At 52.8% G+C, this 22,328-nt stretch carries 26 protein-coding genes; 7 read left to right on the forward strand and 19 right to left on the reverse strand.

Annotation, left to right across the window (positions count from 1 at the left end; translation table 11 throughout):
- Positions 1-8: 8 nt before the first annotated feature.
- Entirely contained in the window at positions 9-1,853 is a 1,845-nt protein-coding gene (typA, locus tag ACVBDQ_RS03380) for a translational GTPase TypA (protein WP_033025018.1), read from the reverse strand.
- 118 nt (positions 1,854-1,971) lie between these two features.
- Between typA and ACVBDQ_RS03385 the strand changes: the two genes are divergently transcribed.
- The gene (locus ACVBDQ_RS03385) at positions 1,972-2,142 is read left to right on the forward strand and encodes a DUF5325 family protein (RefSeq protein WP_011230569.1); all 171 of its coding nucleotides are present in this window, start codon (positions 1,972-1,974) and stop codon (positions 2,140-2,142) included.
- Between the two features lie 50 nt (positions 2,143-2,192).
- On the opposite strand, the gene ACVBDQ_RS03390 is transcribed toward ACVBDQ_RS03385, so the two are convergent.
- From ACVBDQ_RS03390 to ACVBDQ_RS03400, 3 genes are all read right to left on the reverse strand, one after another.
- Complete coding sequence (locus ACVBDQ_RS03390; RefSeq protein ID WP_011230568.1) at positions 2,193-2,987, reverse strand: inositol monophosphatase family protein; 795 nt, start codon at positions 2,985-2,987, stop codon at positions 2,193-2,195.
- A 105-nt stretch (positions 2,988-3,092) separates the two neighbouring features.
- Complete coding sequence (locus ACVBDQ_RS03395; protein WP_013145893.1) at positions 3,093-3,308, reverse strand: hypothetical protein; 216 nt, start codon at positions 3,306-3,308, stop codon at positions 3,093-3,095.
- 232 nt (positions 3,309-3,540) lie between these two features.
- Positions 3,541-4,500, reverse strand: coding sequence for an NAD(P)H-dependent flavin oxidoreductase (locus ACVBDQ_RS03400; RefSeq protein WP_015374337.1), 960 nt, complete (start codon positions 4,498-4,500; stop codon positions 3,541-3,543).
- Positions 4,501-4,657: 157 nt separating this feature from the next.
- Here ACVBDQ_RS03400 and ACVBDQ_RS03405 point away from each other — a divergent pair, with 157 nt between their 5' ends.
- Positions 4,658-6,130: an aminotransferase class I/II-fold pyridoxal phosphate-dependent enzyme gene (locus ACVBDQ_RS03405; RefSeq protein WP_011230565.1), complete on the forward strand. Its 1,473-nt coding sequence runs from the start codon at positions 4,658-4,660 to the stop codon at positions 6,128-6,130.
- Positions 6,131-6,244: 114 nt separating this feature from the next.
- On the opposite strand, the gene ACVBDQ_RS03410 is transcribed toward ACVBDQ_RS03405, so the two are convergent.
- Entirely contained in the window at positions 6,245-6,370 is a 126-nt protein-coding gene (locus tag ACVBDQ_RS03410) for a GapA-binding peptide SR1P (protein ID WP_011230564.1), read from the reverse strand.
- Positions 6,371-6,567: 197 nt separating this feature from the next.
- Here ACVBDQ_RS03410 and ACVBDQ_RS03415 point away from each other — a divergent pair, with 197 nt between their 5' ends.
- Positions 6,568-6,948: a DUF1885 family protein gene (locus ACVBDQ_RS03415; protein WP_013145895.1), complete on the forward strand. Its 381-nt coding sequence runs from the start codon at positions 6,568-6,570 to the stop codon at positions 6,946-6,948.
- Positions 6,949-6,973: 25 nt separating this feature from the next.
- Here ACVBDQ_RS03415 and ACVBDQ_RS03420 read toward each other — a convergent pair whose 3' ends face one another.
- The 5 genes from ACVBDQ_RS03420 to pdhA form a co-directional block, all read right to left on the reverse strand.
- Positions 6,974-7,216 (reverse strand): hypothetical protein, encoded by a 243-nt coding sequence (locus ACVBDQ_RS03420; protein ID WP_011230562.1) that lies wholly within the window; start codon positions 7,214-7,216, stop codon positions 6,974-6,976.
- A 262-nt stretch (positions 7,217-7,478) separates the two neighbouring features.
- A complete protein-coding gene (gene lpdA, locus ACVBDQ_RS03425) occupies positions 7,479-8,891 on the reverse strand; it encodes a dihydrolipoyl dehydrogenase (protein ID WP_011230561.1) in 1,413 nt (470 codons plus the stop codon).
- A 4-nt stretch (positions 8,892-8,895) separates the two neighbouring features.
- Positions 8,896-10,200, reverse strand: coding sequence for a dihydrolipoamide acetyltransferase family protein (locus ACVBDQ_RS03430; RefSeq protein ID WP_011230560.1), 1,305 nt, complete (start codon positions 10,198-10,200; stop codon positions 8,896-8,898).
- 72 nt (positions 10,201-10,272) lie between these two features.
- A complete protein-coding gene (gene pdhB, locus ACVBDQ_RS03435; RefSeq protein ID WP_011230559.1) occupies positions 10,273-11,250 on the reverse strand; it encodes a pyruvate dehydrogenase complex E1 component subunit beta in 978 nt (325 codons plus the stop codon).
- A 3-nt stretch (positions 11,251-11,253) separates the two neighbouring features.
- Positions 11,254-12,363 carry a pyruvate dehydrogenase (acetyl-transferring) E1 component subunit alpha gene (gene pdhA, locus ACVBDQ_RS03440; RefSeq protein ID WP_014195342.1) on the reverse strand — a complete coding sequence of 370 codons (1,110 nt, stop codon included), beginning with the start codon at positions 12,361-12,363 and terminating at the stop codon, positions 11,254-11,256.
- A 527-nt stretch (positions 12,364-12,890) separates the two neighbouring features.
- Here pdhA and def point away from each other — a divergent pair.
- Positions 12,891-13,445 (forward strand): peptide deformylase, encoded by a 555-nt coding sequence (gene def / locus ACVBDQ_RS03445; RefSeq protein ID WP_011230557.1) that lies wholly within the window; start codon positions 12,891-12,893, stop codon positions 13,443-13,445.
- Between the two features lie 52 nt (positions 13,446-13,497).
- Here def and ACVBDQ_RS03450 read toward each other — a convergent pair whose 3' ends face one another.
- The gene (locus ACVBDQ_RS03450; RefSeq protein WP_020278630.1) at positions 13,498-14,280 is read right to left on the reverse strand and encodes a Cof-type HAD-IIB family hydrolase; all 783 of its coding nucleotides are present in this window, start codon (positions 14,278-14,280) and stop codon (positions 13,498-13,500) included.
- A 176-nt stretch (positions 14,281-14,456) separates the two neighbouring features.
- Here ACVBDQ_RS03450 and ACVBDQ_RS03455 point away from each other — a divergent pair, with 176 nt between their 5' ends.
- The 3 genes from ACVBDQ_RS03455 (at position 14,457) to rnjA (ending at position 16,617) form a co-directional block, all read left to right on the forward strand.
- A complete protein-coding gene (locus tag ACVBDQ_RS03455; RefSeq protein ID WP_014195339.1) occupies positions 14,457-14,591 on the forward strand; it encodes a hypothetical protein in 135 nt (44 codons plus the stop codon).
- 146 nt (positions 14,592-14,737) lie between these two features.
- Positions 14,738-14,953 carry a DNA-dependent RNA polymerase subunit epsilon gene (locus ACVBDQ_RS03460; RefSeq protein WP_011230554.1) on the forward strand — a complete coding sequence of 72 codons (216 nt, stop codon included), beginning with the start codon at positions 14,738-14,740 and terminating at the stop codon, positions 14,951-14,953.
- On the forward strand, positions 14,950-16,617 hold the full coding sequence (gene rnjA / locus ACVBDQ_RS03465; RefSeq protein WP_011230553.1) for a ribonuclease J1: 1,668 nt from the start codon (positions 14,950-14,952) through the stop codon (positions 16,615-16,617). Before ACVBDQ_RS03460 ends, rnjA begins: the two co-directional genes overlap by 4 nt.
- A gap of 71 nt (positions 16,618-16,688) precedes the next feature.
- On the opposite strand, the gene ACVBDQ_RS03470 is transcribed toward rnjA, so the two are convergent.
- From ACVBDQ_RS03470 to ACVBDQ_RS03505, 8 genes are all read right to left on the reverse strand, one after another.
- A complete protein-coding gene (locus tag ACVBDQ_RS03470; RefSeq protein WP_011230552.1) occupies positions 16,689-17,351 on the reverse strand; it encodes a potassium channel family protein in 663 nt (220 codons plus the stop codon).
- A gap of 168 nt (positions 17,352-17,519) precedes the next feature.
- On the reverse strand, positions 17,520-17,762 hold the full coding sequence (locus ACVBDQ_RS03475) for a YkuS family protein (RefSeq protein WP_011230551.1): 243 nt from the start codon (positions 17,760-17,762) through the stop codon (positions 17,520-17,522).
- A gap of 55 nt (positions 17,763-17,817) precedes the next feature.
- Entirely contained in the window at positions 17,818-18,951 is a 1,134-nt protein-coding gene (locus ACVBDQ_RS03480) for an N-acetyldiaminopimelate deacetylase (protein ID WP_011230550.1), read from the reverse strand.
- 59 nt (positions 18,952-19,010) lie between these two features.
- Positions 19,011-19,721 carry a 2,3,4,5-tetrahydropyridine-2,6-dicarboxylate N-acetyltransferase gene (gene dapD, locus ACVBDQ_RS03485; RefSeq protein ID WP_011230549.1) on the reverse strand — a complete coding sequence of 237 codons (711 nt, stop codon included), beginning with the start codon at positions 19,719-19,721 and terminating at the stop codon, positions 19,011-19,013.
- Between the two features lie 196 nt (positions 19,722-19,917).
- Complete coding sequence (cbpB, locus tag ACVBDQ_RS03490) at positions 19,918-20,391, reverse strand: cyclic-di-AMP-binding protein CbpB (protein WP_011230548.1); 474 nt, start codon at positions 20,389-20,391, stop codon at positions 19,918-19,920.
- 102 nt (positions 20,392-20,493) lie between these two features.
- Positions 20,494-20,697 carry an antirepressor AbbA gene (gene abbA, locus ACVBDQ_RS03495; RefSeq protein WP_013145903.1) on the reverse strand — a complete coding sequence of 68 codons (204 nt, stop codon included), beginning with the start codon at positions 20,695-20,697 and terminating at the stop codon, positions 20,494-20,496.
- 125 nt (positions 20,698-20,822) lie between these two features.
- A complete protein-coding gene (locus tag ACVBDQ_RS03500; protein ID WP_011230546.1) occupies positions 20,823-21,056 on the reverse strand; it encodes a hypothetical protein in 234 nt (77 codons plus the stop codon).
- A 48-nt stretch (positions 21,057-21,104) separates the two neighbouring features.
- Positions 21,105-22,322 (reverse strand): EAL domain-containing protein, encoded by a 1,218-nt coding sequence (locus tag ACVBDQ_RS03505; protein WP_011230545.1) that lies wholly within the window; start codon positions 22,320-22,322, stop codon positions 21,105-21,107.
- Between the last annotated feature and the right edge of the window lie 6 nt (positions 22,323-22,328).

The raw sequence follows: 22,328 nt of genomic DNA on the forward strand, positions 1-22,328 counted from the left end.
GCTTCCGGCTATTTCGCCTGCTCAACCGCTTTCTTTTTCTTCTCCGCCTTTTCACGCTCGCTTTTATTCAAGATTTTTTTGCGCAACCGGATCGAGGCTGGCGTCACTTCACAATATTCATCATCATTCAAATACTCGAGCGCTTCTTCAAGCGTCAACAGACGCGGCTTTTTCATCGTCACCGTCTGTTCTTTCGTCGATGAACGCATGTTGGTGACATGTTTTTCGCGGCAAATGTTGACGACCAGGTCGTTTTCGCGGTTATGCTCGCCGACGATCATCCCTTCGTACACTTCAGTGCCCGGCTCAACAAAAATGGCGCCGCGATCCTCAAGTTGCATGATGCTGTAAGCCGTCGCCTTTCCGGTTTCCATCGAGACGAGCACCCCTTGGCGGCGGCCGCCGATGGCGCCAGGCTGCACGGGGGCATAATGGTCAAACGAATGGTTTAAAATTCCATATCCGCGCGTCAACGACATAAATTCACTCCGATAGCCGATCAAGCCACGCGACGGCACAAGGAAGACGAGACGCACCTGCCCGTTGTCGCCGTGCACCATATCGACGAGCTCGCCCTTGCGGCTGCCGAGCGACTCCATGATCGCTCCCGTATATTCCTCCGGGATGTCAATGACGACCCGCTCGATCGGCTCGCACGTGACACCGTCAATCTCTTTTAGAATGACTTCCGGCTTCGATACTTGCAGTTCGTATCCTTCGCGGCGCATGCTTTCAATCAAAATCGCCAAATGAAGCTCCCCGCGGCCGGAGACAATCCACGCATCCGGCGACTCGGTCGGCTCAACGCGCAGACTGACATCCGTCTCCAGCTGGGTGCGAAGCCGCTCCTCCAGCTTTCTCGCCGTCACGTATTTGCCTTCGCGCCCCGCAAACGGGCTGTTGTTGACGAGAAACGTCATTTTCAACGTCGGCTCATCGATGCGAAGCGGCGGCAGCGGCTCTTGATGATCGGGCGGGCAAACCGTTTCACCGACATTGATGTCCTCCATCCCGGCGACCGCGACGATGTCGCCAGCGTGCGCTTCTTCAATCTCAATCCGCTTCAACCCAATAAAACCAAACAGCTTCGTGACACGAAACATCTTGACGGCACCGTCGCGCTTTAAGAGAGCGACTTGCTGGCCTGTTTTCATCGTGCCGCGGAAAATGCGGCCGATGCCGATGCGTCCGACATATTCATTATAGTCGAGCAGCGCCACTTGAAACTGCAACGGTTCGCTGCGGTTGTCCGCCGGCGCCGGAATATGCTCGATGATCGTCTCAAACAAGGCGGTCATGTCACCGTCCTGGCGATCCGGATCGAGGCTTGCCGTCCCGCGCAGCGCTGATGTGTACACGACTGGAAACTCGAGCTGCTCCTCAGAAGCACCAAGTTCGATAAACAGGTCGAGCACCTCATCAACGACTTCCGCCGGCCGAGCAAATTCGCGGTCGATTTTGTTGACGACGACGATCGGCACAAGCTGCTGCTCAAGCGCCTTTTTCAGCACAAACCGCGTCTGCGGCATGCAGCCTTCATACGCATCGACGACAAGCAAGACGCCGTCGACAAGGCGCATGATCCGCTCCACTTCCCCTCCGAAATCAGCGTGTCCCGGCGTATCCAAAATGTTGATGCGCGTTCCTTTATACAAGACAGCAGTGTTTTTTGCCAAAATCGTAATGCCGCGCTCCCGCTCCAAATCGTTGCGGTCAAGCGCCCGCTCCGCGACTTGTTCGTTTTCGCGGAACGTCCCTGACTGCCGAAGCAGCTGGTCAACGAGCGTCGTTTTCCCATGGTCGACGTGAGCGATGATCGCGATATTGCGAAGATCGATTCGTTTGTTCGTCAATGTCGGTCACTCCTGTTCGGCAAACTGCTTGTCTATTATATCACAACCGATAGAAAATCGGCATGTTTTCCGGTACACTAGAAAAAGACGCCCACTTTGCCAGAAAGGAGTCAACCCAATGAAACGGATCGAGCCTGTACCTCTGTTGCTCGCCATTCTTGCCGTCGCCGCCATCATGGCGATCGGCGTCTTCATCGCCGAGCAAAGTTTGATCGGCATCGCCGCTTCCACGCTCATCTTTATCGCCGCCATGGGCGCCGGGTTCGCCCATAAAAAACGGACGCGTTGAAAAACGGGACAAGCTGGATGCTTGTCCCGTTTTCGCGATTTCGCGCCCCATCAATCGTGAAGATAGCGCCGCAAAATTTCTTCGTGCACCCCAGGTTTCGCAGCAAGCACCGAATTGCGGCCAAGCAGATCCAGCGGCTTCCCGTCAAGGGTCGTCACCATTCCGCCCGCTTCTTCAATCAAAATCATCCCGCCGGCGAAATCCCACGGCGACAGGCGCGGCGAAATGTAGGCGTCCAAACGGCCGGCGGCAACATACGCGAGCTCAAGCGCCGCTGAACCATACGAGCGCGTGCCGCGCGCCTCTTTCGCCAGCCTCATGAGCGGGCGATGGTCGAGGCGCTTGTTTTCCATGAGCCATGTCCCGTTGATGGCAATGATCGACTCCGTCACTGGCGCGGGCTGCAGGAGGCCAAGCGGCTCCCCGTTCAAAAACACCCCTCGCCCTTTTTGCGCCGCATACAGTTCGTCAAACACGACGTCATACACGTAGCCGAGCTGTCCGATGCCATCTTCAAAAATGCCGATCGATACAGCAAAATGGCGCCGCTGATGAACGAAATTCATCGTGCCGTCGATCGGGTCAATCACCCAAACAACGCCGTCCAAGGCATCGATCCGGTCGCCAAATCCTTCTTCCCCCAACAGGCGGTGGCTAGGGAACTGGCGGCGGATGTGCTCGGCGAAAAATTGCTCAATGGCGCGGTCAACGTTCGTCACTAAGTCGTTCGGGTTCTCTTTCGCTTCCACCGTCAGCTGTTTTGCAAACGAGGCGCGGATGCGCTTTCCTGCTTCGTCGATCCATTGCCGGGCGTATCGGTCGATTTCTTCCCATTTTTCTGCCATATTGATTCCTCCTGCCTTCGGTTATGTATAGATCGCAACCGGAACGGGGGCGGACACCGCTCAAGAAAAAAACGAACCGGAAAGATGGTTCGCCTTGAATCAGAATCATACTTGAAGGCGCATCAGTTCTTGGCGCAACTTTTCAAGCCGCCGTTTGCACTCTTTTTTCTTTTCTTCATCGTTTTCCATCATGGCCTCGTACAGCGTCGCTAATTCGTAATCGAGTTCGAGCCGCAACACCGCCATGCGTTTGTCTCCATCTGGCCGCTTCAGCGAATTGGCGGTTTTTTTCATATTCGTCCGCACCCCTTTCTCGATCATCCGCTAAACTTCCGGCGCCCGTCACGAATGTGCTGCTTCATTTTGTTTTATATTATATTATGTGGAAAAAGGGGTGTATGCAACTAATTTGTGCGTTTACCTACCGCGCTTCCGTTGTGGCTCGAATGATACCACAGCGATAATCCAAGGGGAACTATGACCATCAATGATTTCTTGTGTTGACCAGTCGTAGGAAAATGGATAGGAATAACCCATTGTTCCACCTCCACCGTTAGTTTGCCCAACGGCGCCGAATTTGTTCCGCCTCTTCCATCATGCGGGCAAACAACTCAGCGACGGACGGAACGTCGTGAATGAGCCCGATCGCCTGCCCGGCCCAAGCGAATCCTTCGTCCACCTTTCCTTCGTAAATGAAGCGCCGGTTCGCTTCTCCGCTAATATATTCTTTTAAATCATCATACGTACCGCCTTGGCGCTCGATTTCCAATATTTTTTCCGCCCAGGCGTTGGCCAGCACCCGCCCTGGCGCCCCGAGCGACCGTTTAATGATGACCGTATCGTTTTCGGTGGCGTTGAGAATCATTTCTTTATATGCGGGATGAGCATGAACACATTCTTTCGTGGCGATAAACCGCGTTCCCATCTCAATCCCTTCCGCTCCAAGCGCCAATGCCGCCATCAACCCGCGTCCATCGGCGATGCCGCCCGAGGCGATGACCGGAATCGATACGGAGTCAACGACTTTCGGAATAAGGACGAACGTGCCAGTATCGTATTTGCCGAGATGCCCGCCCCCTTCCTGACCGACGACCATCACCGCATCAGCACCGAGCTCCTCTGCTTTCACTGCCTGGCGGACGGCGGCAACGAGCACGAGCTTTTTCACGTTCGTTCCTTTCAATTGTTCAAAAAACGGCGCCGGATTGCCGCCGGTGACCGAAACGACCGGCACCCCCTCATCAAGCGCTGCTTCAAGCATATGAGCAAACGGGCGGCCGTGCTGGCCAATGGCGAAATTGACGCCGAACGGCCGATCGGTTTTTTCCTTCACCTTGCGGATTTCCTCGCGCAGTTGCTCCGGTCCATCGAGCGACATCGCCGTAATTTGTCCGAGCCCACCGGCGTTCGAGACCGCTGCGGCCAAATCAGCGTACGCCAAGTAAGCGAGTCCCCCTTGAATGATCGGATATGTAATGCCGAGCAGCTCTGTCACCCTCGTTCTCCATTTCATTTCGATAACGCCCCCTTTTTGTTTTGTCTTTCTTTTATTTCTCTCTTGAACCGCTGTTTTCCTTTTTCAGCGTCCATTCATTTCTTCTTTGCAAACGGAAAAATCCATGCTATAATGCACTTGTTTTATCCTCGAGATAAAGAGGTGTGAAAAACCATTGTCGCAACTCGAGACACCATTGTTTACCGGTTTGTTGGAGCATATGAAAAAAAATCCGGTTCAATTTCACATTCCCGGCCATAAAAAAGGGGCCGGCATGGATCCGGAGTTTCGCGCTTTCATCGGAGACAACGCCTTGGCGATTGATTTAATCAACATCAGCCCGCTCGATGACTTGCACCATCCAAAAGGGATGATCAAACGGGCGCAGGAGCTCGCTGCCGAAGCGTTCGGCGCCGATTATACGTTTTTTTCCGTGCAAGGAACGAGCGGCGCCATCATGACGATGGTCATGTCGGTCGCCGGGCCGGGCGATAAAATCATCGTGCCGCGCAACGTCCATAAATCGGTCATGTCGGCCATTGTCTTTTCTGGAGCGACGCCGATTTTCATTCATCCCGAAATCGACAAGGAGCTTGGCATTTCCCATGGCATTACGCCGCAAGCAGTGGAAAAAGCGCTCCGCCAGCACCCGGACGCCAAAGGGGTGCTCGTCATCAACCCGACGTACTTTGGCATTGCCGGCGATTTGAAAAAAATCGTCGATATCGCCCACTCGTACAACGTTCCGGTGCTTGTCGACGAAGCGCACGGCGTGCACATTCATTTTCATGAGGACTTGCCGCTCTCAGCGATGCAAGCGGGCGCCGATATGGCGGCGACAAGCGTCCATAAGCTCGGCGGATCGCTGACGCAAAGCTCGATTTTGAATGTGCGCGAAGGACTCGTCTCCGCGAAACACGTGCAGGCGATTTTAAGCATGCTGACGACGACTTCAACGTCGTACTTGTTGCTCGCTTCGCTTGATGTCGCCCGCAAACAGTTGGCGACGAAAGGGCGTGAACTCATCGACAAAGCCATTCGACTCGCCGACTGGACGCGCCGGCAAATCAACGAGATTCCATATTTGTACTGCGTCGGCGAAGAGATTTTAGGCACGGAAGCAACGTACGACTACGATCCGACAAAGCTCATCATTTCGGTTAAAGAGCTCGGGCTGACCGGCCATGACGTCGAACGGTGGCTGCGCGAAACGTACAACATTGAAGTCGAGCTTTCCGATTTATACAACATTTTGTGCATCATCACCCCGGGCGATACCGAACGGGAGGCGAGCCTGCTCGTTGAAGCGCTCCGCCGCTTGTCGAAGCAGTTCAGCCATCAGGCAGAGAAAGGGATCAAGCCGAAAGTGCTCCTTCCGGACATCCCGGCGCTCGCCTTGACGCCGCGCGATGCGTTTTACGCCGAAACGGAAGTCGTGCCGTTTCACGAATCGGCCGGCCGAATCATCGCCGAATTTGTGATGGTGTATCCGCCTGGCATTCCAATTTTTATTCCAGGCGAAATCATCACGGAAGAAAACTTGAAGTATATTGAGACGAACTTGGCTGCCGGCCTCCCTGTCCAAGGGCCGGAAGACGACACGCTGCAGACGTTGCGTGTCATTAAGGAATATAAACCGATCCGCTGACCGCACAAGCCGGTTTGCCTGGCTTGTGCTTGTTTGCCAAAAATAAACGGCGCGCATGTGACTTGTCGACATGCGCGCCTCTATCCGTTCCTTTCCCCCATCGGTTTGACCGTTTTATTCTTTTTCTCCGCCCTCATTGTCATGCTCGCAGCAATCACATTTCCCATAAAGCGTTGTCACTTTTTCATCTTCGAAATACGCAATCGTCGCATCACACGTTTGACATACGATCGTGCCCATCCCCAAAACCCCTTTGTGATGATAAATTCGCTTGTTGATTTCATAATAATATATCACATTTCAATTGTCAATCCTAATTTGTATATCACATTTAATAAAAAAGAACTTTTTTGAAAACGCCCTTTTTCCATTTATTGTCCGCCAACATATGGTACAATAAGGATAAAGACGCAATGGAAATGGTGGGAGGGGAAGGAATGATGAACACCGATCTAAAGCTGCCTGCGGGGAAAACGATGACCATCGAGGACGTCAAACAGCTGCTCGAGCGCTACCAGATGGCGCTCAAAAAGACAGGGGAACAGCTTGGTTGGGCGTACGAACAGGCCGCCTTCCCGTATACGGTCCGCATACACGAATCCGTTCTCTACTTGCAAGGCGACGGCCGCTTGTACAAAGGGATGGCGATTTCCGTGCGAACAGCTGGAGAAGAGACATTCATTGACATCGCACTGCCGCCGGGGGCGACGCATGGGGATAAAGGGAAGGCCAATGAATTCAGCAAATGGCTGGCGAAAACGCTCGGCGGTGAACTGCACTTGTTCAGCGGCCGGACAATGGTGTTTGGCAGCGCGTAAACAGCGGGCATTCGACCGCTGTTTTTTATTGAACGGCCTGCCAAATGACATGCTGACCGGCAAAGTACACCGCCGCCGTCCCAATCGTCGTCAGCGCCGCCTTGCGCGTCGCCAAGCCGAGCTGGCGGGCCAGCAAAAACGCGATGTACATAAAGATGCACAGCATCAGCCCGCGGAAAAACAGGCGGTCTCTTCCTGACAGCCACTCGATCAATGAGAAACTGCTCCAAATCATCATCTGCATCAAAAATGCAACGTAAGCTTTCATTTCAACTCCATCTCCCGCTTGTTCTTTACCATAACGATATGAAGCGAGAGCGGAAAATAGTATGGGAAATTGGACAAGAAATGGACCAGGCCGCTCCTTTGGACAAAAGACTGTCGACCGGGCGCAGCAACAGGCGAACATACAGCTGTCGCCGCAGATTCATTTCTTTTCTGCCAATCATCTTGCTTCTGGATGATGTTCCCTGCTTATTGCACCGCAGGAAAAAGGTGCCCCGCTGTGTTTGGGGCACCTTCGTTTTCCGTTACTTCGCAATGATATGAATCGGCGTGCCAAGCGCCACTTCCGCCGCTTCCATGGCGATTTCGCCAAGCGTCGGGTGGGCATGAATCGTCAACGCGATATCTTCCGCCGTCATGCCGGCTTCAATGGCCAGCCCAAGCTCGGCGATCATATCCGAGGCGTTCGGGCCGATGATTTGCGCTCCAATCACAACGCCGTCTTCTTTGCGGACGACAAGCTTCAGGAAACCGTCCGTATCGTTGAGTGACAGAGCGCGGCCGTTGGCGGCAAACGGGAATTTCGCCGTAATGACGTCGATGCCTTCCTCTTTCGCCTGTTGTTCAAAGTAGCCGACCGAGGCGCATTCCGGATCGGAGAAGACCACAGCCGGAATGGCGATGTAATCCACTACCGACGGATGGCCGGCGATGGCTTCCGCCGCCACTTTCCCTTCATACGACGCTTTATGAGCAAGCGCCGGGCCTGGAACGATGTCGCCGATGGCGAAAATGTTCGGCACGCTTGTCCGGCATTGTTGGTCCACTTCAATCAAGCCGCGGTTCGTCATTTTGATGCCGATTTGTTCAAGACCAAGTTCATCTGTATTCGGTCGGCGGCCGACCGTCACCAACACATAGTCGGCGTCGATCGTTTTCGTTTCGCCGTTCGCCTCATACGTGACCGTCACGCCGTCTGCACGCTCTTCGGCTCCTTTTGCGAGCGCATTCGTCACAACTTCGACCCCTTTGTTCTTCAGACGGCGCTTAATGATGGACACCATTTGCTTTTCAAAGCCGGATAAAATCTCACCGGCCCCTTCAAGAATCGTCACTTTCGCACCAAAATTGGCGTAAGCCGTACCGAGTTCGATGCCGATGTAGCCGCCGCCGATGACAACGAGCGATTTCGGGATTTCCCCGAGGTTGAGCGCACCGGTCGAGTCGAGAATGCGGCCGGAAAACTTGAAGTTCGGCAGCTCGATCGGACGCGAACCGGTGGCCAGAATCGCGTTTTTAAACGTATACGTCTGCGCGCTATCGCCGTTGACCACGCGCACCGTATTGGCGTCGACGAAGTACGCTTCCCCCTTGACGATGTCGACTTTGTTGCCTTTGAGAAGTCCTTCGACGCCGCCCGTCAATTTTTTGACGATGCTCGCTTTCCATTCTTGCACTTTCGAGAAATCAACCGTGACGTTTTCCGCCTTGATGCCCATCTCTTCGGAATGCTTCGCCTGCTCGTAGCGATGGCTTGCCGAGATAAGCGCCTTGGACGGGATGCAACCGACGTTTAAGCAGACGCCGCCCAAATTTCCTTTTTCCACAATCGTCACTTTTTGGCCGAGCTGTGCGGCGCGGATGGCGGCGACATAGCCGCCAGGGCCGGCGCCAACGACGAGCGTTTCTGTTTCAATTGCAAAATCGCCAACTACCATCGTTTTACGCCTCCATTAATAATAATTCTGGATCGCTTAACAGCTGCTTGATATGGTTGAGCGCTTTTTGCGCCGTCGCTCCGTCGATCATCCGATGGTCAAAGCTCAACGAGAGCGCCAAGACCGGAGCAGCGACAATTTCACCGTCGCGGACGATCGGTTTTTCGGCAATGCGGCCGATGCCAAGAATCGCCACTTCCGGATGGTTGATGACCGGCGTAAACCATTGCCCGCCGGCTGAGCCGATGTTCGTGATCGTGCACGATGCGCCTTTCATTTCGTTTGGCATCAGTTTGCCTTCGCGCGCTTTTTCAGCGAGTTCGTTGATTTCCTTCGCCAGCGCGAAAATCGGCTTCCGGTCGGCATGTTTAATGACCGGCACGAGCAACCCTCGATCCGTATCAGCGGCGATGCCGATGTTGTAGTAATGCTTATGAATAATTTCCTCCGTCGCATCGTCGATCGACGTATTCAGCACCGGATATTCACGCAGCGCGGAAACAAGCGCTTTGACGACATACGGCAAGAACGTCAGCTTGATGCCTTTTTCCGCGGCAATGGCCTTGAATTTTTTTCGGTGAGCAACAAGCTTCGTCACATCGGCTTCGTCCATCAGCGTCACGTGCGGGGCCGTATGTTTCGAATGCACCATGGCCTTGGCGATCGCCCGACGGATGCCGCTCATTTTCTCGCGCGTTTCCGGGAATTCGCCTTCCGGCACAACCGGTTTCGCCGCTGGCGCTTGCGGCGCTGCCTTCTCTTCCGCCGCTTGCGGCGTCGGCTCAGCCGCGGCTTTCGCGCCGCCGGCGAGGAAGGCATCAATATCTTCTTTCAAAATGCGGCCGTTTTTCCCCGTGCCTTGGACGAGGCGGATATCGACGCCTTTTTCACGCGCATATTTGCGCACAGACGGCATCGCGATGACGCGGCGGTTCGGGTCGGCTTCCGCTTCGGCCGCCGGTGCGCTCGGAGCAGCGATCTCAACCATTTCCTTTTTCGACACCGTTTCCGCTTTTTCCTCTTTTTTCACTTCTTCGTGTTCTTGTCCTTTAAACGTCATGTTTTCATAGCCCGGCGCATCGAGCGTAATGAGCGTTTGCCCGACCGTCGCCACCGTTCCTTCCGGGACGAGAATCTCAAGCACTTTCCCCTTGACAGGAGATGGGATCTCGACGACCGCTTTGTCGTTTTGCACTTCGCACAACACGTCGTCTTCGTTCACTTCATCGCCCGGCTTGACGAACCATTTGACGATCTCGCCTTCGTGAATGCCTTCGCCAATGTCCGGCAGCTTAAATTCAAATGCCACTGTAGGTCGACCTCCTATCGTTTGCCGAAAATGAGCGGGGGAAGGCGCTTCGCTCCCCCGGACTTGTCCACATTAGAAGTTGATCACTTTTTTCGCCGTCTCGATCACGTCTTTAAAGTTCGGCAGCCACACCGATTCTGCTTGAGCGAACGGATAGACGGTATCCGGCGCGGCGACGCGCAATACAGGCGCCTCAAGGCTTAAAATCGCGCGCTCGTTAATTTCAGCAACGACGTTGGCGGCGATGCCGGCTTGCCGTTGTGCTTCTTGAACGACGATGGCGCGGCCCGTTTTTTCGACCGAACCAATGATCGTCTCAATATCGAGCGGCTGCACGGTGCGCAAGTCGACGACTTCGGCAGAAATGCCTTCTTTCTCTAATTCTGCCGCCGCCTTTAACGATTCATGCACCATGGCCCCGTACGCGATAATCGTAATGTCTTTCCCTTCACGCTTAATGTCTGCTTTGCCGATCGGAATTGTGTACTCTCCTTCGGGCACCTCTTGTCGGAACGAACGGTACAGTTTCAAATGCTCAAGGAAAATAACCGGGTCGTTGTCGCGGATCGCCGAGATGAGCAATCCTTTCGCATCATACGGCGTCGACGGGATGACGACTTTCAAGCCCGGCTGTTGGGCGACGAGTCCTTCTAAGCTGTCTGAGTGCAATTCTGGCGTATGGACGCCGCCGCCAAACGGCGAACGAATCGTAATCGGAACATGGTAGCGGCCGCCAGTGCGGTAGCGGATGCGCGCCATTTGTCCGCAAATCGCATCCATCGCCTCATAGACGAACCCGAAAAACTGAATTTCCGGCACTGGGCGAAACCCTTGCAAGGCCAAGCCGATCGCCAAACCGCCGATCCCCGATTCGGCCAGCGGCGTATCAAACACACGTTCTTCGCCAAACTCAGCTTGCAACCCTTCGGTCACCCGGAATACGCCGCCGTTGACCCCAACGTCTTCGCCAAACACCAGCACGTTCGGATCGTTTCTCATCTCGATGCGCAGCGCATCGGTGATCGCTTGAACCATTGTCATTTGCGCCATGGCTTACTTCGACTCCTTCTCTTTATAAATTTCATACTGCTCTTTTAAGTTCGCCGGCAGCTCTTCGAACATGATGCTGATTAAGTCGGTCACTTTTTGTTTCGGCGTTTCGTCCGCTTTTTTGATCGCTTCCTTGATGTCCTCTTTCGCCTGCTCGATGACGCGGTTTTCTTCCTCTTCGCTCCATAAACCTTTCGCTTCTAAAAACTTGCGGAAGCGGACAAGCGGGTCTTTTTTCGCCCATTCGTTTTCGAGTTCTTTCGAACGATAGCGCGTCGGATCGTCGCCGGACATCGTGTGCGGACCGTAGCGGAAGCAAAGCGTTTCGATGAGCGTCGGCCCTTCGCCGTTAATGGCGCGTTCGCGGGCTGCTTTCACCGCGGCGTAGACCGCAAGCGGATCCATGCCGTCGACTTGAATGCCCGGAATGCCGGCAGCGACCGCTTTTTGCGCCAATGTTTTGGCGATCGTTTGCTTCTCCACTGGCGTCGAGATGGCAAAGCGGTTGTTTTGCACAACAAAGATGGCCGGTGCCTTAAACGCCCCCGCGAAGTTGATCCCTTCATAAAAGTCGCCTTGCGATGTGCCCCCATCGCCGGTATATGTAATGGCCACCGCCTTTTTGCCCCGCATTTTCAAGCCGAGCGCCACGCCGGCCGCTTGAATGTATTGGGCGCCGATGATGATTTGCGGCGGCAAGACGTTGACGCCTTCAGGAATTTGGTTGCCATGAAAGTGGCCGCGCGAGAACAAAAACGCTTGATAAAGCGGAAGCCCGTGCCAAATGATTTGCGGAACGTCGCGATATCCCGGCAAAATGAAATCTTCTTTCTCAAGCGCAAAATGGCTGGCGATTTGGCTCGCTTCTTGCCCGGCGGTCGGCGCGTAAAACCCGAGTCGGCCTTGGCGGTTCAACGAAATGGAGCGCTGGTCGAGTATGCGCGTATACACCATGCGGCGCATCAGCTCTTTCAGCTGCTCATCGCTTAACTCCGGCATCGCCTCTTCGTTGACGATTTCGCCTTCTTCATTCAAAATTTGAAACGTCGGGAACTGCTCGGCTACTTTCTCGAGCTGCTCCGCAAATCGAAACTGGGAGGTTTTCACACCCATGTTATTCACCTCTGCCTTTCATTAGAAATTTTAGAAATGAGAATACATTCGCCCATATACTATTAATGTACCCAAAATGAAAGAGAAATAAAAAACGGCCGCCATCCGGCGCCAACACAAGCAACAAAGGCGCCGAAATCTGTTTCACTATTTTTCAAGACTGAATTAGTACAATATGCATTTGCAAGTTTTAGTTTACACGTTCTTGGATCAACCGTCAACGACTTTGATTTCTCATGTTTTTTCGCTTTATTTTTTGGGTGAAATTGGAATTGGCAATATTCCGCCCACAAACTGTTATATTACATTCCTCACCATCTGTATGAGTTCTGTATTATATTTTCACAAAATATAAAACACACAGTGGCTTGACAAGATAATGAAAACGTTTTCTCGAATTTGTCTTATTGTTTTCCTTATACTCGAATAATATATTCGTGCGGTTGCGTTTTTATTTACGATCGATGCTCATTTTGTTAGACTAAACGATAGACAGCGATGCCAAACGTAGGGAGTGAACGAAGCGAATGATCACGATGAAGGACATCATCAAAGAGGGGCACCCGACATTGCGGAAAATCGCCGAACCCGTTCCGTTGCCGCCTTCAGAGGAAGATAAGCGCATTTTGCAAAGCTTGCTTGACTACGTGAAAATGAGCCAAGACCCGGAGCTGGCAGCTAAATACGGCCTGCGGCCCGGCATTGGCCTTGCCGCCCCGCAAATCAACGTCTCAAAGCGGATGATCGCCGTCCATGTCACCGATGAAAACGGGACGCTGTACAGCTACGCCTTGTTCAATCCGAAAATCGTCAGCCATTCCGTCCAGCAATGTTACTTGACGACCGGGGAAGGCTGCCTGTCGGTCGACCGCGACGTGCCAGGGTATGTGCCGCGCTATGCCCGCATCACGGTCACTGGGACGACGATCGACGGCGAAGAAGTCACACTGCGCTTGAAAGGGCTGCCGGCCATCGTCTTCCAACATGAAATCGATCATTTAAACGGCATTATGTTCTATGACCGCATCAACCCCGATGACCCGTTTCAAGTGCCGGACGGGGCGATTCCAATCGGGCGCTAAAAAGCCCGCTGTCAATGGCGAGCGGCCTCGCCGAAAAGGCCAAGGCCGCTTTTTATCGGATGAGCTGCAGCTGTTTCAATCCGTACCAAATGCCTTCCTTATCGACCGGTTTCGTAACGAAGTCGGCGACCCTTTTCACTTCCTCATGGGCGTTGCCCATCGCCACCCCGGTTCCGACGAACGAGAGCATTTCAATGTCATTCAATCCGTCGCCGAACGCGTACACATCCTTCTTATCGATCCCGAGCTTTTCGATCATCATGCGGATGCCTTCCGCCTTCGAGCCCCCTGCCGGCAGCACATCCGTCGAGACGTCATGCCAACGGACGAAGCGAAATTCGGGATAGTTGCGCACATACGGTTCTTCTTCCTCGGCGCGGCAAAACAGAAGCGCTTGATAAATGTCTTTGTTCTCATAATAAAGAGGGTCGACAGGCGGGTGGGCGAATTTTAGACTCGCCATGCTGACGTGGATGTGCGGATGGTCGCCGATGCTCGCTCTCATTTTCTCCGCATCCATAAAGACGAGCGGATGGCCGTTTTTGTGGGCTTCCTCTGTCAGCGCCCTGACTTTCTCGCGCCGGAGCGGCTGCTTGTATAACACGTTCCCTTCAAAAACGACGTACTGACCGTTGAAGCTGACGAACGAATCGATGCCAAGCTGTTTGCGCACATGCTCAAACATAAACGGAGCGCGTCCGGTGGCGATGGCGACATAAACGCCCGACTGCTTCAGGCGGCGAACCGCTTCGATCGTTGACAGCGGCAGCTGCTTTTGCTCATCAAGAAGCGTGCCGTCGATGTCGAAAAAGACGATTTTTCTGCCCACGTTCACTTCCCCTTGTTAAAAAATTGTTCATTGTCTACCGTACTGAAAAACGCCCGGAATGTCAACCAAGAGGCACGATCTGTTCCATTTTTACCCATGAAAAACAAACCTCCGCCTACATATCATATATAATAGAACATTTACTTTCGCCGCAAAATGAGTACAATAAAAGGTAAGGAGTGATGAAACATGTTGAAAAAGCTGAAAAAAAAGCTGCTTCAACAGTGGAAAGACCTGCTCCGGAAAAAATTGATCGCCTGACCGTTACAACAACAGCCCTTCCATTCGAAGGGCTTCTTTCCCACTTTGGCGAATAAAGCGGGCAACATTCGTCAAAGATGATGCATATCGTCGGCACATCTCACGCCTGTTTTTTGCTTTTGGCAACAAAATACATGAAAAGAAAGTTACATTCTTATATAATAGATAGAGCAACCATTGTACGATAAGGAGAGATTTCACGATGATTTTCAAAGTGTTTTACCAAGAAAACGCAGACGAGGCGCCCGTGAGAGAAAAAACGAAAACACTCTACATCGAAGCAGAATCAGAGCGGGATGTACGCCGAAAACTCGAAGGCCGTCCGATCAATATTGAGTATATTCAGCCGTTAGAGGGAGCGCATCTAGAATACGAAAAGAAAAGCCCGAACTTTCAAGTATTGGAGATTTCATCATGAAGCTGTTGACAGATCAGCAAGTTGGCGTTTTTGCCCTCGGCGGACTGGGTGAAATTGGAAAAAATACATACGGCGTACAATTCCAAGACGAAATCATTGTCATTGACGCAGGCATTAAGTTTCCGGAAGATGAGCTGCTCGGGATCGACTATGTCATTCCAGACTACTCCTATTTAGTGAAGCACGCGGACAAAGTGAAAGGACTGTTCATCACCCACGGGCACGAAGACCATATCGGCGGCATTCCGTATTTGCTCCGGCAGGTGAACATCCCGATTTACGGCGGCAAATTAGCGCTTGGGCTGATTCGCAATAAGCTTGAGGAACATGGATTGTTGCGCCAAGCGAAACTCATTGAGATTCGCGAAGACGATGTCATCCGCTTTCAAAAAACGGCCGTCACCTTTTTCCGGACGACACACAGCATTCCGGACAGCTACGGTATTGTTGTGAAAACGCCAGTCGGGCAAATCGTTCACACTGGGGATTTTAAATTCGACTTTACGCCGGTCGGCGAGCCGGCCAATTTGACAAAAATGGCCGAAATTGGGAAAGAAGGAGTTCTTTGCCTGCTGTCGGACAGCACGAACAGCGAGATCCCGCATTTTACGATGTCGGAGCGGCGCGTCGGTGAAAGCATTCACGACATTTTCCGCAAGGTGGAAGGACGCATCATTTTCGCCACATTTGCATCAAACATCCACCGTCTCCAACAGGTGACGGAAGCAGCCGTCGCCAACAACCGAAAAATCGCTGTCTTCGGTCGAAGCATGGAAGCGGCGATTGAGATCGGACAAGACCTCGGCTATATCAAATGTCCGAAAGGCACGTTCGTCGACGCGAACGAAATCAACCGCCTGCCGGCCAACCGGGTGACGATTTTATGCACCGGCAGCCAAGGGGAGCCGATGGCCGCCTTGTCGCGCATCGCCAACGGCACGCACCGGCAAATTCAAATCATCCCGGGCGACACGGTCGTCTTTTCCTCATCGCCGATTCCGGGCAACACGGTGAGCGTCAACCGGACAATCAACATGCTGTACCGCGCCGGCGCAGAAGTCATCCATGGCCCGCTCAACGACATCCATACGTCCGGCCACGGTGGGCAGGAAGAACAAAAATTGATGATCCGGCTGATGAAGCCGAAATATTTCATGCCGATCCACGGCGAATACCGCATGCAAAAAATGCACGCCAAGCTCGCCATCGACTGCGGCGTGCCGGAGGAAAACTGCTTTATTATGGACAACGGCGAAGTGCTTGGCATCAGCGACAAAGAAGCGCGCATCGTCGGCAAGATCCCGTCCGGCTCCGTCTACATCGACGGCAGCGGTGTCGGCGACATCGGCAACATCGTCTTGCGCGACCGCCGCATTTTGTCTGAGGAAGGGCTCGTGATTGTCGTCGTCAGCATCAACATGAAAGAGTTCAAAATCGCCGCCGGCCCGGACATTATTTCTCGCGGCTTCGTCTATATGCGTGAGTCAGGTGACTTAATCAGCGAAGCGCAAGTGTTGATCTCCAAGCATCTCGAAAAAGTGCTGGAACGGAAAACGAACCAATGGTCGGAGATCAAAAACGAAATTACGGAAACGCTCGCTCCGTTCTTGTACGAGCGGACGAAACGGCGGCCAATGATTTTGCCGATCATCATGGAAATCTAAAGAAAAAAGGGCGTCCTTGTAAAAGGATGCCCTTTTTCCGTCATCATCATGCACAGGCCGCCTGCCAGCCGTCAACCGACCACTTTTTCCTCAAACCGGTCAATGTCGCTGTCAGCGCCGATGACGACCAACACGTCGCCTTTGCGGATGATTTCCGAGGCGAGCGGGGAGACGATGACGCTTGTTCCACGCTTGATGGCGACGATGTTGATGCCATAGCGGGCGCGGATGTCAAGCTCCAAAAGCGAATGGCCGTCAAGCCGCTCGCTTGCCACGATTTCGACAATGCTGTATTTGTCCGACAGCTCCAGATAATCTAGGACGTTGTTGGAAATCAAGTTGTGGGCGATCCGCTCGCCCATGTCCCGTTCTGGATGCACGATTTGGTCAGCGCCGATTTTTTTCAGCACTTTCTCATGGTAATCGTTCGTTGCCTTGACCGTAATATGGTTGACGCCGAGCTCTTTTAAAATCAGGGTCGTCAAAATGCTCGCCTGGATGTTGTCGCCGATCGCGACAATGACATGGTCGAAGTTGCGGATGCCTAAACTTTTCAGCACGTTTTCATCGGTCGTGTCGCCGACGACGGCGTGCGAAGCGATCGACGCAAATTCGTTTACCCGGTCTTCATCAATATCGATGGCCAATACTTCCATCCCTTGTTCGCTCAGCGTCCGGCAGATGCTGCCGCCAAAGCGCCCGAGGCCGATGACGGCAAACTGTTTCTTTTTCATTGACACTCCTCCATCGTTGATCAAGCATTGTTTCTCCCCTTATTTTAGCAAAAAAGAAAAAGGAACGAAAACGTTCTTCGTTCCTTTTCCACCATTCCTTTACGCTATGCGATTTTGCCATTTCGCCCAAAAGCGGGCTGCCAGCGCACACAGCCCGAACGTTCGTCATCAGCGAAGTTTTTCTTCGACTTTTTGGCAAATCTCTTCTGCGGTGAGCCCGCTCGCTTCAATGACCGGACCGGACGTCACGATGTTGTGAATGCCGGCGATATTGGCGTCCAGGCCGGTAATGACGCAGCAGTCGCAGCCTCTTGCGTCTTGCTCCCCTCGGAGCGGCACAACGTCATATCCTCGCTCTTTCAACGCTTCCTGTACGTCCGTCAACGATGGCTCAACACCAATTTTCGCCATCACAATCCACCTCCTCACACTCATTAATGTGTGTTGCTAGAGGCGGAACTATACTTCATTCTGCGTTTCCTTTCCATGAAAAATAGTCGATTAAAAACGCGATGGCGCGGTCGATCGCTTCCTCGTTCGGAGCCAGTTTTGCATGGTGCAGCCCATATGGTGAGGCGACGCCAAGCCAAAACATAAAACCCGGGATGTCCGCCAGCATATAGCCGAAATCTTCGCCAGTCATCGCTTCTTTGCAACGGATCACATTCACGCCGCCGTGCGCCTTGGCAAACTTCATAAATTCCGCTGTCAGATCCGGATCATTATACACTTCATGGTACATGGCACCGTAATCGATGGATGCTTCACATTCGTACGCGACTTCAATGCCATGCACGATCGCTTCAATCCGCCGCTTCACCTTCTGCATCGCTGCAGTCGACAGCGTCCGAATCGTTCCTTCGAGCCGGGCGTGCTCCGCAATGACGTTCTGCACCGTCCCGCCGGCAATTTTTCCGATCGTAATGACCGCGCTGTCGAGCGGATCGACGTTGCGGGCGACGATCGACTGCAGCTGCGTCACCAATGCGCAGGCGGCGACGACCATGTCATTCGCTAAATGCGGAAACGCCGCGTGGCCACCTTTCCCCTTCAGATCGATAAACAGCTCCGACGTATTGGCAAACAGCAACCCTTCTTTCGTTGCAATCGTGCCGACGGGATATTCCGGCGCAATATGCAAGGCGACGATGATATCCGGCTTCCATTCCCGCATGATGTCGCTTTCTAACATCGGCTTTGCTCCGCCCGGTCCTTCCTCGGCCGGCTGGAATACAAACAGCAAATCGTCTTTCAGTGGATGATGAGCAAAATGGGTGAGCACACCAAGAGCGATGCTCATATGCACATCGTGGCCGCACGCGTGCATGCGCCCTTCATGTTTCGACCGATACGGCAAGCCGGTCTCCTCGCGAATCGGCAGCCCGTCCATATCGGCGCGGTAGCCGATCGTTTTGCGCGGCGATGTTCCGTTGACTTTGACGAAAATCCCCGTTTTCCACGTCCGGACTTGAAGCCGCTCTTGCGGCAGGGACTGGATATAGCGAAGCAAATATTGCTGCGTCTTAAACTCCTGAAACCCAAGCTCCGGAATTTGATGCAAGTCGCGGCGAATGGCGACAAATGGGCTGATCGCAGACATCGTCTCTCCTCCATGGGCAAAAAAGCTGTCCTCGTGTGAAGGGACAGCTTTTATGATGATTATAATTGGCGAAGCTCCTGCTTAATCTCCGTTTTCGCCCGCGTTTGCTCGTCGATCTGCTTAATGACGCGCGCCGGCACGCCGGCCACGACCGTATACGGCGGCACGTCTTCGACAACAACGGCGCCGGCAGCCACAACCGCTCCTTTGCCGACCGTGACGCCTTCCAAAATAACGGCATTCGCCCCGACGAGCACATCGTCTTCAATGACGACCGGCTTGGCTGATGGCGGCTCGATCACGCCTGCCAACACCGCGCCGGCGCCGATATGGCAGTTTTTCCCGACCGTCGCCCGGCCGCCGAGCACCGCATTCATGTCGATCATCGTTCCTTCGCCGACGACGGCGCCGATATTGATGACCGCTCCCATCATAATGACGGCGTTGTCGCCGATTTCGACATGGTCGCGGATGATGGCGCCCGGCTCAATGCGCGCCTTGATGCCTTTCAAATCCAGGAGCGGAATGGCCGAGTTGCGGCGGTCGTTCTCGACGACATAGTCCTCGATTTTGTCTTGATTCGCTTCGATTGCCGCTTGAATGTCTTGCCATTCGCCAAACACGACGCCGACGTTGCCCGTGATAAATGTTTTGGCGCTTGAGCCGAAATCGATGCCTTCGAGATCCCCTTTTATGTATACTTTGACTGGTGTCGATTTTTTGCTGTTTTGAATAAAGGAAATGATTTCATTGGCGTCCATCATCTTCATGGGCGATATCCTCCTTTACACCTGTATTCTTTTTTACTTTAGCAAAACAGAGATCATTGTGACAAGCACAAATTCATCGAGCAAAATGCTGTAAATATCTTCTCGAAGGCTTGCACTTGCGGAAGTTGCCACGCAGCTTCCGAACTGATCAGCCAAAGCCAGCTGCTCTTGTTATTGCACACGATTATCTTTCTGCTCATTGTTCAGCCTCTTTTCGGCCTAGCTTCCGGCCGCCATTAGGCCTGTGCAGCTGTTTATTCAGTTGCTTCAGTACTTCCCGTCGAGTGAAAATGCCTGCAAAATATCCGTCGTCATTTTCCACACACACGAACGGATGATTGACAATAAGCCCCACTGCCTTCATCAGGCTGTCGTCAAGCCGCAGGCGCGGAATGTTTCGGTTCATCACTTCTTCGACCTTCATCGTCTCGAGACGTTCAAATTCGATGCGCTCCAATCCTAAAATTGCATCCATCATCATCGTCATGCTGATGAGCCCATGCAGTTTATACGATGTATCGAGAACTGGAATCGCTGAATAGCCGGTTTTCGTCAGGACGAGCAGCGCATGATCCAAATAATTTCCCGGCTGCACATGCGCCACTTTATCCGCCGGAATCAGAAATGGCTTGACAGTCATTTGCATGAATTCATTGTGTTCCCATGTCATGCCGATGTTCCGCCTTTCTTCTGCATCTTCTCCTCTCCACATTGTTATCATACCATAAAAAAGACTATCGCTTCCTGCGATAGCGATAGTGCACAACAATTTTTATCCTTCCTCTTCCTCTGTCAACAGTCGGTCGTATAAACGCAACAGCTGCCGGTACCGGTGTTCATCGACCTCCTTGTCTCCGTTTTCGATATCCGCCAGCTCGGAGCGGATGAGCTCGAGTGCATATTGCTGGCTGAACAAAACGTCAAGCAATAACGCCGCTTCCTCGCCCGACAGCCTTGTCGGCAGCCGCTTCGTCATCTCCATTCCCCCTTTGCCTCTTCCGCTTCCATATATATTCGCCGGCAAAGGAAAAAAGTCGTGGAAAAAAGCGTCATTTGCGGACAGGCAAAAAGGCCACCCATATGAATGGAATGGCCTTTTTTTCAATAATAGCGCAACGCCAAATAACCAATGGCAAAAATGGCGAGCAAGACAGCGAGTACGTAAGCGAGGAACACCGGGTTGCGCAAGTAGGCATGCTCCTCGACCGTTTTCGGAATCGGCCCGTCAAGCTCCCCTTGCCAACGCTGTTGGCGTCCGAGGCGAACCGTATAGACGAACCCAATGACCGCGATCAATACAGAGAGGGCGGATAACACAAAAGTTAACTGTGCCATAAGTTTCACCTCATGTTTACTTTGCCGCAATGAGGCGATTTTATGCAGTCAATAATGGGCGTCATGCTCAAACAAATAGCTGTACGACAAGTCAATAAACAAGTAATGGCGCTCATCGATCGGATACGAATACGTCCGGATCGTTTCCCCTGTTTCAATATCCGTGTATAAATCGGACAAAATCCCTCTTCGGCGCGAGCGCATGCGAATAATGTTTTCCAAAAAATACGGGCGCCAGCTCCAGTTTTTCATATAATATTGCGGCTGAAGCTCCCACCGGCCGCCGCGCTTGAACATATTGCCCGACTGCTGGAAGCCGTCCTCATCACAAACATAAATGCGGAAGCAAACATCGTCGAGCTCGCCGGCCAACAGGGAAATGAGCTCGTTAAAATCGGCGGCTTTTTTGTATTTGCCAAGCAGCGCGCTGATCCGCTGCTGAAACTGCTCAGCAATTTGATACAGCGTTTCAAGCTTTTTCTTTTCCTGCTGGATGAAGCGATGGCACTCTTGGCGGAGCAAGTCTTTCAACAAATCGCGCGGCACAACCTCTGGCGCCGGCTTGGCCAAATAATACCCTTGATAATAGCGGCCGCCATGCCGCCAAGCATACTGAAGCTGAAATGACGTTTCGATGTCCTCATACAGGAGCGTCGCTCCGATTTTGCGCGCCAACAGCGAAATCGAGTGAACGATTTCCTGGTATGCTTGATGAACGGACGTTTTCCGCAATTCACGCAAATCGATTTTTAAAATGTCAGGCGACAAGACGCCGATTCGCTCAAGATGAATGCTATGTTCGGCGATGTTGTCGACCGCCACTTTAACGCCGTATGTACGAAGATACGTCAATAAATGGCTGAGCTGATCGACGTCTCCCTTGAAATGCTGCTCGTTGATTTCCAAAACGATGCGGCTTGGCGCCAACCCTTTCGCTTCATAGGAGAGAAGCAGCTGCAAAAACGACTCGCCGCGGTCAAGCATCAGCAAGTTGGCGTCGCGGTTTAAAAAAATGAGCAGCGTTTGATCATCAAGCGACAGAAAATAGTCGAGCGCTTTTTTCGTGATCACATCATCCACTTCAATGCGAAATTCTTCTGGAATGGTTTCATCGTGAAAAAACGGCCCAAGGCTGACCGGCCCTGTTTCCGTTTGAAACCGACCGAGCACTTCATAGCCGACGACCCCATGCTCATCGGCGCTGAAAATCGGTTGATAGTGCGGAATCACTTGCGGCAAGTTGGCCATCACGTCTAATGCATCCATCGTGTT

This window comes from Geobacillus sp. CCR (assembly GCF_052906625.1).

Bases quoted from the DNA above. Each gene is read 5' to 3' on its own strand.
- ACVBDQ_RS03410 (WP_011230564.1), bottom strand. From the start codon at position 6,370: ATGGGCACGATCGTATGTCAAACGTGTGATGCGACGATTGCGTATTTC.
- abbA (WP_013145903.1), bottom strand. From the start codon at position 20,697: ATGACGAAGCGGCTGCCGACAAGGCTGTCGGGCGAGGAAGCGGCGTTA.
- ACVBDQ_RS03390 (WP_011230568.1), bottom strand. From the start codon at position 2,987: ATGGCAGAAAAATGGGAAGAAATCGACCGATACGCCCGGCAATGGATC.
- ACVBDQ_RS03475 (WP_011230551.1), bottom strand. From the start codon at position 17,762: ATGGCGAAAATTGGTGTTGAGCCATCGTTGACGGACGTACAGGAAGCG.
- ACVBDQ_RS03400 (WP_015374337.1), bottom strand. From the start codon at position 4,500: ATGAAATGGAGAACGAGGGTGACAGAGCTGCTCGGCATTACATATCCG.
- ACVBDQ_RS03385 (WP_011230569.1), top strand. From the start codon at position 1,972: ATGAAACGGATCGAGCCTGTACCTCTGTTGCTCGCCATTCTTGCCGTC.
- ACVBDQ_RS03470 (WP_011230552.1), bottom strand. From the start codon at position 17,351: ATGAAAAAGAAACAGTTTGCCGTCATCGGCCTCGGGCGCTTTGGCGGC.
- dapD (WP_011230549.1), bottom strand. From the start codon at position 19,721: ATGAAGATGATGGACGCCAATGAAATCATTTCCTTTATTCAAAACAGC.
- cbpB (WP_011230548.1), bottom strand. From the start codon at position 20,391: ATGACATGGGAACACAATGAATTCATGCAAATGACTGTCAAGCCATTT.
- ACVBDQ_RS03480 (WP_011230550.1), bottom strand. From the start codon at position 18,951: ATGTCTGCGATCAGCCCATTTGTCGCCATTCGCCGCGACTTGCATCAA.
- pdhA (WP_014195342.1), bottom strand. From the start codon at position 12,363: ATGGGTGTGAAAACCTCCCAGTTTCGATTTGCGGAGCAGCTCGAGAAA.
- pdhB (WP_011230559.1), bottom strand. From the start codon at position 11,250: ATGGCGCAAATGACAATGGTTCAAGCGATCACCGATGCGCTGCGCATC.
- def (WP_011230557.1), top strand. From the start codon at position 12,891: ATGATCACGATGAAGGACATCATCAAAGAGGGGCACCCGACATTGCGG.
- ACVBDQ_RS03505 (WP_011230545.1), bottom strand. From the start codon at position 22,322: ATGGATGCATTAGACGTGATGGCCAACTTGCCGCAAGTGATTCCGCAC.
- ACVBDQ_RS03460 (WP_011230554.1), top strand. From the start codon at position 14,738: ATGATTTTCAAAGTGTTTTACCAAGAAAACGCAGACGAGGCGCCCGTG.
- rnjA (WP_011230553.1), top strand. From the start codon at position 14,950: ATGAAGCTGTTGACAGATCAGCAAGTTGGCGTTTTTGCCCTCGGCGGA.
- ACVBDQ_RS03420 (WP_011230562.1), bottom strand. From the start codon at position 7,216: ATGAAAGCTTACGTTGCATTTTTGATGCAGATGATGATTTGGAGCAGT.
- lpdA (WP_011230561.1), bottom strand. From the start codon at position 8,891: ATGGTAGTTGGCGATTTTGCAATTGAAACAGAAACGCTCGTCGTTGGC.
- ACVBDQ_RS03415 (WP_013145895.1), top strand. From the start codon at position 6,568: ATGATGAACACCGATCTAAAGCTGCCTGCGGGGAAAACGATGACCATC.
- ACVBDQ_RS03500 (WP_011230546.1), bottom strand. From the start codon at position 21,056: ATGGCACAGTTAACTTTTGTGTTATCCGCCCTCTCTGTATTGATCGCG.
- ACVBDQ_RS03395 (WP_013145893.1), bottom strand. From the start codon at position 3,308: ATGATCGAGAAAGGGGTGCGGACGAATATGAAAAAAACCGCCAATTCG.
- ACVBDQ_RS03455 (WP_014195339.1), top strand. From the start codon at position 14,457: ATGAAACATGTTGAAAAAGCTGAAAAAAAAGCTGCTTCAACAGTGGAA.